The 13,866-nt window shown below is 67.1% G+C and carries 12 protein-coding genes and 1 pseudogene; 11 read left to right on the forward strand and 2 right to left on the reverse strand.

Features of this window, described 5'->3' with window-relative positions:
- Window positions 1-98: 98 nt before the first annotated feature.
- On the reverse strand, window positions 99-1,004 hold the full coding sequence (locus ACLQ3C_RS19385) for a D-hexose-6-phosphate mutarotase (protein ID WP_425706728.1): 906 nt from the start codon (window positions 1,002-1,004) through the stop codon (window positions 99-101).
- A gap of 55 nt (window positions 1,005-1,059) precedes the next feature.
- Window positions 1,060-1,482, reverse strand: a complete 423-nt coding sequence (locus ACLQ3C_RS19390; RefSeq protein WP_425706729.1) for a DUF1622 domain-containing protein — start codon at window positions 1,480-1,482, stop codon at window positions 1,060-1,062.
- Between the two features lie 78 nt (window positions 1,483-1,560).
- Here ACLQ3C_RS19390 and ACLQ3C_RS19395 point away from each other — a divergent pair, with 78 nt between their 5' ends.
- The 11 genes and pseudogenes from ACLQ3C_RS19395 to ACLQ3C_RS19445 form a co-directional block, all read left to right on the forward strand.
- Window positions 1,561-2,985 (forward strand): carboxylesterase/lipase family protein, encoded by a 1,425-nt coding sequence (locus ACLQ3C_RS19395; protein ID WP_425706730.1) that lies wholly within the window; start codon window positions 1,561-1,563, stop codon window positions 2,983-2,985.
- Window positions 2,986-3,064: 79 nt separating this feature from the next.
- Complete coding sequence (locus tag ACLQ3C_RS19400; RefSeq protein ID WP_425706731.1) at window positions 3,065-4,555, forward strand: glycosyltransferase 87 family protein; 1,491 nt, start codon at window positions 3,065-3,067, stop codon at window positions 4,553-4,555.
- 110 nt (window positions 4,556-4,665) lie between these two features.
- Complete coding sequence (thrS, locus tag ACLQ3C_RS19405; protein ID WP_425706732.1) at window positions 4,666-6,738, forward strand: threonine--tRNA ligase; 2,073 nt, start codon at window positions 4,666-4,668, stop codon at window positions 6,736-6,738.
- Window positions 6,731-7,324, forward strand: coding sequence for an HIT family protein (locus ACLQ3C_RS19410; RefSeq protein WP_425706733.1), 594 nt, complete (start codon window positions 6,731-6,733; stop codon window positions 7,322-7,324). The genes thrS and ACLQ3C_RS19410 overlap by 8 nt, the downstream gene beginning before the upstream one ends.
- 28 nt (window positions 7,325-7,352) lie before the next feature.
- A complete protein-coding gene (gene pgsA, locus ACLQ3C_RS19415) occupies window positions 7,353-8,045 on the forward strand; it encodes a phosphatidylinositol phosphate synthase (protein ID WP_425706734.1) in 693 nt (230 codons plus the stop codon).
- Window positions 8,042-8,989 carry a phosphatidylinositol mannoside acyltransferase gene (locus ACLQ3C_RS19420; protein ID WP_425706735.1) on the forward strand — a complete coding sequence of 316 codons (948 nt, stop codon included), beginning with the start codon at window positions 8,042-8,044 and terminating at the stop codon, window positions 8,987-8,989. Before pgsA ends, ACLQ3C_RS19420 begins: the two co-directional genes overlap by 4 nt.
- A complete protein-coding gene (locus ACLQ3C_RS19425) occupies window positions 8,986-10,110 on the forward strand; it encodes a glycosyltransferase family 4 protein (RefSeq protein ID WP_425706736.1) in 1,125 nt (374 codons plus the stop codon). Before ACLQ3C_RS19420 ends, ACLQ3C_RS19425 begins: the two co-directional genes overlap by 4 nt.
- Window positions 10,111-10,218: 108 nt before the next feature.
- On the forward strand, window positions 10,219-10,737 hold the full coding sequence (locus ACLQ3C_RS19430) for an NUDIX hydrolase (RefSeq protein WP_425706762.1): 519 nt from the start codon (window positions 10,219-10,221) through the stop codon (window positions 10,735-10,737).
- 235 nt (window positions 10,738-10,972) lie between these two features.
- Entirely contained in the window at window positions 10,973-11,881 is a 909-nt protein-coding gene (gene pdxS / locus ACLQ3C_RS19435) for a pyridoxal 5'-phosphate synthase lyase subunit PdxS (protein ID WP_425706763.1), read from the forward strand.
- A 39-nt stretch (window positions 11,882-11,920) separates the two neighbouring features.
- On the forward strand, window positions 11,921-12,775 hold the full coding sequence (locus ACLQ3C_RS19440) for an SDR family NAD(P)-dependent oxidoreductase (RefSeq protein WP_425706737.1): 855 nt from the start codon (window positions 11,921-11,923) through the stop codon (window positions 12,773-12,775).
- Window positions 12,776-12,979: 204 nt separating this feature from the next.
- Window positions 12,980-13,837, forward strand: a pseudogene (locus ACLQ3C_RS19445) (PP2C family protein-serine/threonine phosphatase); the annotation flags it as partial.
- Window positions 13,838-13,866 lie beyond the last annotated feature (29 nt).

Genomic DNA, 13,866 nt, shown 5'->3' on the forward strand with positions numbered 1-13,866 from the left:
ATCTGGCGGCCCACGTTGAACATCGACCGCACCGTCACCTGGCGTCACCGCGACACCGGACAGACCATCGTCACCCACCCCCGGTAGCAGTCGAGATCTCACGTGTCGAGCGGCGATACCGAGATGGTCTGCCACATCGAATGGGTGGTGCCCGCGGCGACGTGGACCGCATCGTCCCCGACGTTGGCCGTTTCCACGCAGGCGAATTCACGCCAATGTGGCCCGATATCGGCCATGCCGTTCGCGACGTCTACACCGGGATTCCACACCACTGCGGTACGGGCGGCGTGTCCGCGAATCTCGATGGCCCGTCCAAATCCTGGATCGACCAGACGGTACGTGCCGCCGGCGTCCGGGTAGACCCGGTCGCTTCGGGGCCGGTCGGCAGGAAGTGTCCAATCACCGTGTTGGGTAAAGGTTCTCAGTTGGTCGAATTTGTCCACGTAGGTCAGGCCGGCCAGCCCCTCGACGCGCACCACGGTGGCATCGGACACGCGAAAGTAGTTGTGCAGCGCCTCCGTCAGCCGAACCGGCGCCACACCAGGATTATGCGTGTGCAGACCTTGTTCGAGGTGCGTCCCGACTCGAACGGTCATCTGGAGCCGGACGTCGAGATGGTCGAGGCCTTCGGGTTCGAGTTCCAACTCCACCGCACCCGAGGATGCCGTGCGGGTAGTGGTCAGCGCCCACCGAGCAGTGCGAGCGTACCCGTGGGACGGCGCATCCTCGGGTTGACCTTCGCGAGCGAAATACGGCCAGCAGACCGGAATTCCACCACGGATCGGTGTCGGTGGCGCAGCGAGGAGCGGTGATACCCACAGCATGTCGTGCACCGAGCCCGTCGGTACAAAAGAAAACAACTGGCCACCGAAGGCGGAGATCGCCGCCTTCGAGTGCGGCGTCTCGATGAGGTAGGCGTCGAGTCCGTGAGAAGTGCCTTTCCGTACGCCTTGGAACCGAGCCGACGCGGCATGGTGGGATCGGTTCTCCTCTGGTGGGGTCACCCCTCAAGCCTGGCACAGTGCGCATCGCGGCGCCGACCGATTCTCGTCGCCGAGTTCAGGATCGGTCGTCGGCCAACCGCGCGGCCTGCGCATCCTTGGCGACAGCGCGTCCCAGTTGTTGCGCTCCGCTGGTGAGAAGTGCTCGGCGCCAAGGCAATACGCCTTCGATCTCGATCTGTATGGACATCGACAGAACGGTCCGGATCAGCACGACGATCCCCAGGATGACGGCGTCGGTGATCGACGGTTTGGAGGTGATCGTTCGGATGAGGTCCGCGGCAACGAGGACCTCGAGGCCGAGCAGGATCGCCGAGCCGAGAGTGTTGCGCAGGATCGTGAACGCCTCGGCGCCCCCGTCCTTGCGTGCGAGCGCGCGCACACTGAGTATCACCGCCACGGTGAATCCGGCGATCATCGCGACCGCGCCGATGACCTCCAACACCACGGCGACCGTGGAGAACAAGTCCTCGATGTCCATTTCTGGAGATTAGTGCGGAGTGTCGGTGTTGACCAGACCCCTCTGCTCGACCTCGCACGGGGCGTACCGTCGGCGAACATGACCCGCGCTGATGTCGATGCCCCCGTCGTCTCGATCTCCGATGGCCAGATCTCAGGCCGTATGACCGACGGCATCGCCGCCTTTCTCGGAATCCCTTATGCCGCACCTCCGGTCGGGCCCGCCGCGTTCGCGGCCCCGGCGCCCCCGGGATCGTGGGATGGTGTCCGGCAGGCCATCGAGTACGGGCCCACGGCCCCACAGGTGCCCTATCCCGGGCCGATCGGGGAACTGCTCGACAACGTCATCGTCGCCGGTGCGGACTATCTGAACCTCAACGTCTGGACTCCGGATCCGGGTGCCGGTGGGCTACCGGTGATGGTGTGGATTCATGGGGGTGCCTTCACCCGCGGGTCCAACCGGCTCGCCATGTACGCCGGTGACACCTTTGCGCGTGACGGCGTGGTCTGCGTCGGTGTCAACTATCGGCTCGGCACTGCGGGGTTCGCGTCGGTCCGCGGTGCTCCGGAGAATCGCGGTCTGCTCGACCAGCTCGCTGCACTGGAGTGGGTACGCGATAACGTCGCGGCTTTTGGCGGCGACCCCGACAACATCACAATCTTCGGTGAGTCGGCCGGCGCGATGAGTGTTGCGTCGTTGCTGTCCTCGCCGCGTGCTACCGGCCTCTTCCGACGCGCGATCATGCAGAGCGGTAACGGTTCTGCAGCAGCCGACCCAGCCGATGCGCGCAGGGTCACCGACCGGCTGGCGCAGCTCCTCGGGGTGGATGCCACGGCCGCGGCGTTGGGTGAGGTGACCGGAGAAGCGTTGCTGGCGGCTCAGTCACAGGTGGCGTTGGAGATCATGCTGGCCCCCGACCCACAGGTGTGGGGGGAGTCGGTGGTCGAGGTGGGTCTGGGCATCATGTCGCAATTCCCGGTGATCGATGGCGAAGTGCTGACCGCTCGGCCGGTCGACGCGATCGCCGCCGGGAACGGATCGTCGGTCCCGTTGCTGGCGGGCTGGAACGCCGACGAGTTCCGCCTCTTCCTGACGGCCACGGGCGGGGCGGCGGCGGTGACCGAGCAGACGGCGACGGCGATGCTCGCCGCCACCGCCGGCGGAATCGACTCCCTCCGCAGTCGGCTCGATGCCGGGATGACGCCAGGAGACGCGCTGTGCGCGGTACTGACCGGCGCCGGTTTTTCCGGGCCGACGACCACTCTGGCGCAGGTCCGTCCCACGTCGCCGACATATCTCTATGAATTCGGCTACGAGAGCCCGCGCGCGGATATCCGGGCCGGCCACGCCGTCGAGATCCCGTTCGTCTTCGACCACCTCGACGGCGCGCACCCGCTGACCGGCCCGGAACCCGATCAGCGCATCGCCGACGCCATGCACGGCGCGTGGGTCCGATTCGCGACCACCGGGGAACCCGGTTGGGCGGATCATGTAACCGCCGGAGGGTTGCGGCGCTTCGACTGACCTCGACTGATCGGGCAGCGGTTCGGCGTGTCCGTACACAGGTCCTCGACCTACGGCCGCATCGTCGTACCGTGTATCCATGCTGCGCAGCGCGACCGCCGAGCGGGAACCACGCTCTGCCGGCTGGGGGCTGATCGGAATTGTCGCAATTGCGGCGATCGCGGTATTCGTGTGGCAGCTGACCGTCATCCCGGCAGGCAACCCCTTCTACGGGCTGTTCCACAACACGGTTGATCTGCGCGTCTATCTGGCCGGTGGCCGAACGGTCCTCAGGGGTGATCCGCTCTACAACCACGCGATGCTCGCCGACCTCGACTTCACCTATCCGCCGTTCGCCGCGGTGATCTTCGCCCCACTGGCCCTTGCGAGTCTCGCCACCGCGAAAGTCCTGTGGTGGGGGGCGATCGGCCTGGCCTTGGTGGCCACCGTGCTCCTGGGATTCCGCAGCCTCGGATACCGGGTGGATGCCCGGTTGTGGACGCTGTCGGTATTGGTTGCGGTCGCATCCACCGCGCTCGAACCGGTCCGGACCACGATCTGGCTCGGTCAGATCAACATCTTCCTCATGTTGCTGATCCTGGCCGACCTGGTATTTCTCGATCTGCGACGGCCTCGTTCACGACTGCGCGGCCTCTGGGTGGGCGTGGCGGCGGGTATCAAACTCACCCCCGGATTCTTCGTCGTCTACCTGCTGGTGATCCGCCGGTGGCGGGCCGCGGTACTCGCGGTGGTGGGGTTCGCGGTCACCGTCGCCATCGGTTTCCTCGTGATCCCCGGTGACTCCCGTGACTACTGGACCACCTACCTCGGTTCCGCCGATCGTGTCGGACGGGTCGACTCACCGGCCAACCAATCGGTCAACGGCCTCATCTCCCAGCTCCTGGCCTATTTCGGGGCGACGAGATATCGCCACCCGTATCCCGACGGCGGCACCGTCTTCCAGGCGCCGGGTTGGATGTGGGTTCCGGTGGCGGTGGTCGTCGTGGTGCTCGGATTGTGGGCGGCGGTCGTCGCCTACCGCCGCGGATGGCGCCTGCTGTCGGTCACCATCACCGGGATGACGGGCGCCGCGGCATCGCCGTTCTCATGGGGCCACCATTGGGTGTGGTTCGTCCCGCTGCTGGTCGTGGCTATCGACGTCGCCTATCGGGGTGCGCTCACCGATAGGCGTCGCGTGTGGTGGTGGCTCGTTCCGGCGGCGCTGGTGGTCGCGACTTTCAGTTGGAGCTACAACTGGTGGACCAGCGGTCGGTATCAGACCTCGGATCATGCGATCGCGATCGGCGTGTTCATGATGCCGCGCTGGGCCGACACCCATTGGTATGACGCCGCCGCGGTCGTCTTCTATTCGTGCGCGTATCTCGCGGTGCTGCTGGTGACGATCATCATCACGCTCGTCGCCGGCCGCCCAAGGCGATCGGTCGCCGACGTCACCGACGGGCAATCTGACGCCGCCGGAGATCCCGAGGTCACGTCGGCATCGCGCGGGCCAGGAGAGACCACACCCGTCGGCGCGCAGCTGCCGGGGCAGTCGACGGCGGGGAACGCGGGCGACAGTCCCAGCCTGTGACACCGCCGCGTACCCGGCGCGGATACGATCGACGACGAAATCGAAAACCGGAAATCGAAATCCCGGCGGCACCGGCCATGGTGCCGCCATGCGTGTGAGGAGCATCCGCCGTGCCCGACGATCTCAAGGTGAGCCATCCAGCCACGATCCGTGTGCCTGCTGGGACCACCGCGGGCACCGCATTGCGTGAGCACGACCTACCCAACAAGGGACCACAAGCCGTCGTCGTCGTCCGTGACGCCGCCGGCGAGCTGCGTGATCTGTCCTGGACGCCCGAGCTCGACACCGAGGTGGAACCTGTCGCCGCCGACACCGAGGCCGGCCGTGGTGTGATCCGGCACTCGACCGCACACGTCCTCGCGCAGGCCGTGCAGGAGCTGTTCCCCGACACCAAACTCGGGATCGGTCCGCCCATCAAGGACGGCTTCTACTACGACTTCGACGTCGCCGAACCGTTCACTCCCGAGGATCTCGCCGCCCTCGAGAAGAAGATGAAGCAGATCATCAAGTCGGGGCAAAAATTCTCGCGGCGGGTATACGCCTCCAAGGACGAGGCCCGGGTGGAGCTGGCCTCCGAGCCGTACAAACTCGAACTCATCGATGACAAGGGTGCTGCCGCCGACAGTGAGGTGATGGAGGTCGGCGGCACCGAGCTCACCGCCTACGACAATCTCAATCCTCGTACGGGCGAACGTATTTGGTGTGACCTGTGCCGCGGCCCGCATGTGCCGACCACCAAGTACATCGCCGCATTCAAGCTGACCCGAAGCTCGGCGGCCTACTGGCGCGGCGATCAGGACAATGCCGACCTGCAGCGCGTCTATGGCACCGCCTGGGAGTCCACCGAGGCCCAGGACACGTACCTGGAGTTGCTCGCCGAGGCCGAGAAGCGCGATCACCGCAAGCTCGGTGCCGAACTCGACCTGTTCAGCTTCCCCGACGAACTCGGCTCCGGCCTGCCGGTGTTCCATCCCAAGGGCGGCATCATCCGCAAGGAACTCGAGGACTACTCCCGAAAGCGCCACACCGACGAGGGCTACGAGTTCGTCAACACCCCGCACATCACCAAGTCGCATCTGTACGAGGTGTCCGGCCACCTCGAGTGGTACGCCGATGGCATGTTCCCGCCGATGCAGCTCGACGCGGAGTTCAACGACGACGGCACTGTCCGCAAGCCGGCCCAGGACTACTACCTGAAGCCGATGAACTGCCCGATGCACAACCTGATCTTCCGGTCGCGGGGCCGTTCCTACCGCGAATTGCCGTTGCGGCTCTTCGAGTTCGGGTCGGTCTACCGCTACGAGAAGTCCGGCGTCGTGCACGGTCTGACCCGGGTCCGGGGGATGACGCAGGACGACGCGCACATCTACTGCACCCGCGAGCAGATGCGTGACGAACTGCGCTCGCTGCTGACCTTCGTGCTGGATCTGCTGGCCGACTACGGCCTGGACGACTACTACCTCGAACTGTCGACCAAAGACCCGAAGAAGTACGTCGGCGACGACGAGTCGTGGGAGATCGCGACGAACACGCTCGCCGAGGTGGCGCACGAATCGGGTCTGGATCTGGTGCCCGATCCCGGGGGTGCGGCCTTCTACGGCCCGAAGATCTCCGTGCAGGTCAAGGACGCGCTCGGGCGTAACTGGCAGATGTCGACGATCCAGCTCGACTTCAACCAGCCCGCGCGGTTCGACCTCGAGTACACCGGTGCCGACGGCGCCAAGCATCAGCCGGTGATGATCCACCGCGCCCTGTTCGGATCGATCGAGCGGTTCTTCGGCGTGCTCACCGAGCACTACGCCGGGGCCTTCCCGGCCTGGTTGTCGCCGGTGCAGGTGGTCGGCATCCCGGTCGCCGAGGCATTCGCCGACCATCTGCAGGGCGTCGTCGACGATCTCCGCAAGCGCGGCATCCGTGCCGAGGTCGACTACTCTGACGATCGCATGCAGAAGAAGATCCGCACCCACACCACCGGAAAGGTGCCGTTCATGCTGCTCGCGGGCGAGCGTGACGTGGCCGCCGGCGCGGTGAGTTTCCGCTTCCGGGACGGCACCCAGGTCAACGGTGTGCCGACGGCGCAGGCGGTCGAGACGATTGCGCAGTGGGTCGGCGCCCGCCGAAACGAATCACCGACCGGCGCACTCATCGGGACCGATGGGACGGGCGGGGGTAGCGATGGGTGACGAATACGCCGACCGGCGCCCCGACACCGAGATCTGCGACTGCGGCACCGGCGATCCGGACCGATTGCAGCGGCTGTGGAGCCCGCATCGGATGACCTACATCACCGCCGATCCGCCGTCGGCGAACTCGACCGGACATCCGTTTCTCGACATCCCGACGATGTCGGACGAGGACGGGCTGATCGTGGCGCGCGGCGAACATGTGTACGCGGTCCTGAACCTGTACCCGTACAACCCCGGACACACCATGATCGTGCCGTATCGGCAGGTCGCCGACCTCGAGGCGCTGACACCGGGCGAATCCGCGGAGCTGATGGCGTTCACCCAACGGATGATCAGCACGATCAAATCGGTGTCGAATCCCAACGCGTTCAACGTCGGGCTGAACCTCGGGTATGCCGCGGGTGGTTCGCTGGCCGAACACCTGCATCAGCACATCGTGCCGCGCTGGGTCGGTGACGCGAACTTCATCACGGTGATCGGCGGCACGAAGGTCATGCCGCAGCTGCTGCGGGACACCCGTGGGTTGCTCGCACAGGCCTGGCAGCGGTTCGAGCAGGTCGACGACGGTCGGGACACGCAGTGAATGGCGATGGGAGAGAAGGGACGCGCCGGTGCTGAGCATTTTGGGCCGTGCCTCGGTGTCGAAGGTGACCCTGCCGATCGGCCGGGGACTGCTGCGCACGGGCCTCACGCCCGACATCATGACGGTGATCGGCACGGTGGCGACGGTCGCCGCGGCCTTGACGCTGTTCCCGATGGGGCATCTGTTCTGGGGCGCGATGGCCATCTGGCTGTTCGTGATGTTCGACATGCTCGACGGCGCGATGGCCCGCGCCCGTGGCGGGGGAACCCGCTTCGGTTCGGTTCTCGACGCCACCTGTGACCGGATCGCCGATGGCGCCATCTTCGCCGGTCTGGCCTGGTGGTGCGCGTGGACCGAACCGCACCGACTGCTGTTCGTCGCCACGCTGATCTGCCTGGTGACCTCGCAGGTGATCTCGTATGCCAAAGCACGGGCCGAGGCGGCCGGACTGAACGGCGACGGTGGTCTCATCGAACGTCCCGATCGGCTGATCATCGTCTTGGTGGGTGCTGGATTGACCGGCCTGGGGCTGTGGTGGCTCATCCACGTGGCGATGTGGCTGCTCGCGGCCGGATCGGTCATCACGGTCGGCCAGCGCATGTGGTCGATTGCCGCGTCGCCCGGTGCACGTGAGCTGATCCCGGCGGCCGCAACTCCCACCGACAGCGCCCCCACCGCTCCCGATGAGTCCGGTCGCGATTCCGGCATGGACCAGCAGTGACCGGATCCACGGCGCTCGAGAGGTTCGCCGCGAGTGCCTCCGACCTCGGATACCGGGCCGGATGGGCGGGCGTGCGCTACGCGCCGGACCGACTCGCCCGGGCGTTGTTCGACCGGGCCGGAGCATTCGTGGGCCGACGCAACGGTGGCCCGGAACAGCTGCGGCGCAACCTCGCCCGCGTCGTCGGCACCTCACCAGAGGAGGTGCCCGACGAACTCGTCGAGGCGGCGGTGCGCTCCTATGCCCGCTACTGGTGCGAGGCGTTCCGTTTGCCCGCGCAGGATCTCGCGGCGACCGCGCAGACGGTGACGCTTCCTCCCGCCGACCGTGCCCTGCTCGACGCCGCCCTCGGCCGTGGTCGTGGTGTGGTCCTGGCCCTTCCGCATTCCGGCAATTGGGACATGGCAGGCGTCTGGCTTGTGCAGAACTACCATTCCTTCGCCACCGTTGCCGAGCGTCTGCAGCCGGAGTCGCTGTTCCGGCGTTTCGTCGACTATCGGGAGTCGTTGGGATTCGAGATCTTTCCGTTGTCCGGTGGTGAGCAGCCGCCGTTCGGTCGGCTCGCCGAACGATTGCGCGCCGGCGGGATCGTGTGCCTGCTCGGTGAACGCGACATCGCGCGCCACGGTGTACCGGTCACCTTCTTCGGCGAGCGCACCCGCATGCCCGCCGGCTCGGCCCGCCTGGCCATCGAAACCGGCGCGAGCCTGGTGCCGGTGCACCACTGGTTCACCGACGCCCCCAATTCGATGATCGGTTTGGCCCCCGACATCGACGTGTCCGGCGGGGTGCAGGCGGCCACCCAGGCGCTCGCCGACGTGTTCGCCGCCAACATCGCCGCACACCCCGCGGACTGGCACATGCTGCAGCCCTTGTGGGAGGCCGATTGGTCACAGCGGCAACGCGAACGGGTGCAGGGCTCGCGCGGGGACGAACACACGTGAGAATCGGGATGGTCTGCCCGTACTCGTTCTCGGTGCCCGGCGGTGTGCAGGCGCACGTCGTCGAACTGGCGCAGGTGTTCATCGAGCGCGGACATCATGTGAGCGTGATCGCCCCGTCTGACGGTGACACCGAGCTTCCCGACTACGTCGTGTCGGGCGGATCGGCGCTGGCGATCCCGTACAACGGGTCGGTGTCGCGAGTGAACTTCAGTCCCAACGGGTATCGACGGCTGCGCCGATGGATCGCCGACAACGACTTCGACGTGTTGCACGTCCACGAACCCAATTCACCGAGCTTGTCGATGATGGCGTTGATGGTGGCCTCGGGCCCGATCGTCACGACCTTCCACACGTCGACGTCGAAGTCGTTGTGGCTCAGTATATTTCAAGGAGCGCTGCGGCCGTATCACGAGCGTATCGCCGGCAAGATCGCGGTCAGCGAACTCGCCCGCCGCTGGCAGATGGAATCGCTCGGGTCGGATGCGGTGGAAATACCCAACGGCATCAACGTCGCCTCGTTCGCACAGGTCGCGCCGCTGGACGGATATCCCTGGCCAGGGCGGACGGTCCTGTTCCTGGGCCGCTTCGATGAGCCGCGCAAGGGTATCGACATCCTGATGCGCGCCTTGCCCGCGGTGGTCGAGGAGTTCGCCGATCTCCGGGTTCTGGTGGTCGGGGGCGGAAACCAGAAGGCATTGCGTCGGCGTGCCGGCGATCTGGCCGAGCACCTGGTGTTCCTCGGGCAGGTCGACGATGCAACCAAGGCGCGCGCGCTCGCGTCGGCGGATGTGTATTGCGCGCCCAATCTGGGCGGCGAGAGCTTCGGCATCGTGCTGGTGGAGGCGATGGCTGCGGGCGCGGCCGTCATCGCCAGCAAACTCGATGCGTTTCGCCGCGTCCTCGACGACGGCCGGGCCGGGCGGCTGTTCACGGTCGGCGCCGCCGACGAGTTGGCCGCGGGGCTGCGGGAACTCCTCGCCGCCGACGAGGCCCGTGCGGATCTGGTGCGGGCGGGCCGCGCCCGTGCCGCACGCTATGACTGGTCGCGCGTGGCCGACGAGATCATGCGGGTCTACGAGACGGTCACGGTTGGAGCCGGCCCCGTCGTGGTGTCGGACTGAGTGGTGTCGGACTGAGTGGTGTCGGACTGAGTGGTGCCGGACTGAGTGGGGTGGCGCGGGTCGGGTACACCGACCTGCCGGACAAGTGGAGGTGACACGCCGGTGGTGGTGACCGTGCTCGTGGTGATACTCGCGGTGATCCTGGTGATCGTTGCCGCCTGGGCCTACAGTCGGGCCAATCGTCTCGATCGGCTCAACGTGCGCGTCGATCTGGCCTGGCAGGCGCTCGCGGCGGCGCTGGAGCGCCGGACGGTCGTGGTGCGGGTGATCACCTCGTGGATGGACAATTCCGGCGATCCGGCGGTCCGGGCGGCGGCGCGGGACCTCGCCGCGTGCGCCGATGCCGCCGATCGTGCCCCGCGCAGCGCGCGCGAAGACGCCGAGAATGCACTGTCGAGGGCGCTGAGTCGAATCGACCCGATCGGCCGCCCGGTGGGCCTTGTCGCCGAACTCGCCGACGCCGAGACCCGCGTGATGATGGCGCGTCGCTTTTACAACGACGCCGTGCGTGACACCCGCAGCCTTGCCGACCGCTTCCTCGTACGGCTACTGCACCTCGGGGGCACCGCAGCGCGGCCCGAGTACTTCGAGATCGTCGAGCGGATCACCCCCGGTACGGGTGGCTGACGGCCGGGCGACGGACCCGCTCACCACCTCGCCTATCCTGGTGGGGACACGCTGTGCGGCCGTTGAGCGGCGCAGCCGATGTGAATCCGCCAGTGCGAATCAGGAGATCTCCGTGACTCAACCCCAAGCAGGGACTCAACCCCAAGCAGGGACTCAACCCCAAGCAGGGACCCAACCCCAGGCAGGGAGTCAAGCCCAGGCAGGGAGCACCCCCTCGCCGGATGCGTCGTCCGCGATCAATGGGCACCACGTCACCGCCCGGTCCGGTCAGGGCACCGCGCGGGTGAAGCGGGGGATGGCCGAGATGCTCAAGGGTGGCGTGATCATGGATGTGGTCACCGCCGATCAGGCGAAGATTGCCGAGGATGCCGGCGCGGTCGCGGTGATGGCGCTCGAGCGGGTGCCCGCCGACATCCGCGCGCAGGGCGGGGTGTCGCGGATGAGCGACCCCGACATGATCGACGGCATCATCGCCGCGGTGTCCATCCCGGTGATGGCCAAGGCGCGCATCGGGCATTTCGTCGAGGCGCAGATCCTGCAGAGTCTCGGTGTCGACTACGTCGACGAGTCCGAGGTGCTGACTCCGGCCGATTACGCCAACCACATCGACAAGTGGGCCTTCACGGTGCCGTTCGTGTGCGGTGCCACCAACCTGGGCGAGGCGCTGCGGCGGATTACCGAGGGGGCGGCCATGATTCGCTCCAAGGGTGAGGCCGGCACCGGCGACGTCTCCAACGCGACGACGCACATGCGCAAGATCCGGGACGAGATCCGCCTGCTCACGTCGCTGCCGAAAGACGAACTCTACGTCGCCGCCAAGGAATTGCAGGCGCCGTACGACCTCGTGGCCGAGGTCGCCGAGGCCGGCAAGCTGCCGGTGACATTGTTCACCGCCGGCGGCATCGCGACCCCGGCCGATGCGGCGATGATGATGCAGCTCGGCGCGGAGGGCGTATTCGTCGGATCGGGCATCTTCAAATCGGGCAATCCGGCCCAGCGTGCCGCCGCGATCGTGCAGGCCACGACCTTCCATGACGATCCGGACGTGCTGGCCAAGGTTTCACGCGGCCTCGGTGAGGCAATGGTGGGTATCAACGTCGACGACATCCCGGCACCGCATCGGCTGGCCGAACGGGGCTGGTGACTCGTCGGGGGATACGTCTTCGGCGAAGGAGCACGTGAGATGAGCAACGACCGCGTCGTCGTCGTCACCGGGGCGGCACGCGGCATCGGGCGGGCGGCCGCGGTTGCGCTCGCGCGTGCCGGGTACCGGGTCGCCGGGGCGGATATCGCGGCGCTCGCCAGCGCGGCCATGGATTACGCCCCGGCCACGCCGGCAGACCTCGCCGAGACCGGACGACTCGTCGAGGCTGCCGGAGCGCAGTGGCTGCCCGTCGTCTTCGACCAACGTGACCGGGCAGCGGTCCGGGCGGGCTTCGCGCAGGTGGTCGAGCATTTCGGCGGCGTCGACGTCGTGTTCGCCAACGCCGGCGTGCAGGGCTTCGCCTCCGTGATGGACATGAGCGACAAGCTGTGGGACGACCAGATCGACATCAACCTCACCGGAACCGCCAACGTCGTTCGCGTCGCCGCTCCCTTGCTCGTCGAACGTGGGGGAGGCCGGATCATCATCACGTCGTCCACACAGGGCCAGCACGGCACCCTCGACGGTGCGGGTTACTCGGCGTCGAAGTGGGGTCTGCTCGGGCTGATGAAGTCGGCTGCCCTGGACTTGGGCAAGTACGGCATCACCGTCAACGCGATCGTTCCCGGACTCATCAACACCGCGCTCACCCGGCATCAGGACCGCTACGCGCAGATCATCCGCACGGGCGGGAACGAGCCCACCGGCGACGTCGAGAAGGACGAGCAGACCGCTGCGGCCGCCGAGCGCGCGAAGCTGCCGCTCGGTGTCCCGTGGGTCGAGCCGGAGGACGTCGCGCCGCTGGTCGTATTCCTCGCGTCCGAGGAGGCCAGGATGGTCAGCGGCACGAGCTTCGCCGCCACCGGCGGGGACAGCGCCAACATCACCTCCTGAGCCGGCTCGCGGCTCAAGAGGATCCTCACTGCTCGAGGGGCCTCCTGATGGGTCTGCGTGGCGGGGGAGTCCCAGCGCCGGCGGTTGCCGGACTACCCTTACCGGCATGAACGCGCATCCCGCCCGGTCGAGTCGACCGAACGATCGGTTCTCGGTGTGGTCCACCGCCGCACGGCGCGTTCTCGCCGGTAGTATCTGCTGACCATGGATTCGGTGAGTATCGTCCGCGACGAGGCGACCTCGGGCACCCACTTCGTAGCGGACCTGCGCCTGGAGTGGGCGGTGCGCTGCAATGTCGGGCGGGTACGGGAGAGCAATGAGGACGCCGCGCTGGCCATGCCGGGGACATACCTGCTCGCCGACGGTATGGGCGGGCACGAGAGTGGCGAACTCGCCAGCGAGGCGGCCCTGCTGACGCTGTCGGCGGCGCAGAGCGCCGGGGAGCTGATCGAGACGCAGAAGGCGTTGATCGATCTCCTCGATGAGGCACAGTCGCGGATCGCCGATATCGAGACGTCCTCGGAGCGGCGCGCCGGCACCACGACCACCGGCGCCGTACTGGTCACCGTGGACGGCGAACCGCACTGGCTGATCCTGAACATCGGCGATTCGCGCACTTACCGGTTCCAGCACGGCACTCTGCAACAGCTCACCCGGGACCATTCGCAGGTCCAGGACTTCATCGACGCCGGATTCCTCACCCCCGAGGACGCCCGCACCGATCCACGCCGCAATGTGATCACCCGGGCTCTCGGCGCGGGAATGGTCGAACCGGTCGCGGACTACTTCAGCACTGTTGCCCTACCCGGCGACGTCTTGCTGATGTGTTCGGACGGACTCACCGGCGAGCTGCCCGACGACGAGATCGCCCGCATCCTCGGCGACGCCGACACCGTGGTCGCGGCGGCCGATGACCTCGTCGATGCCTCGCTCGAGCTCGGCGCGCACGACAACGTGACGGTGATCATCGTGCAGGTTCACGAATCGGTGGCGACACTCCCGATGCCGGTGGTCGACGGTGAGTCGGCTGACGGTGACGGTGACGGTGACGCGGCCGTCGCCGAGGGTGACGGTGAACCGGTTGCCGCAGA

This window comes from Gordonia sp. DT30 (assembly GCF_049844915.1).
Taxonomy (GTDB): Bacteria; Actinomycetota; Actinomycetes; order Mycobacteriales; family Mycobacteriaceae; genus Gordonia.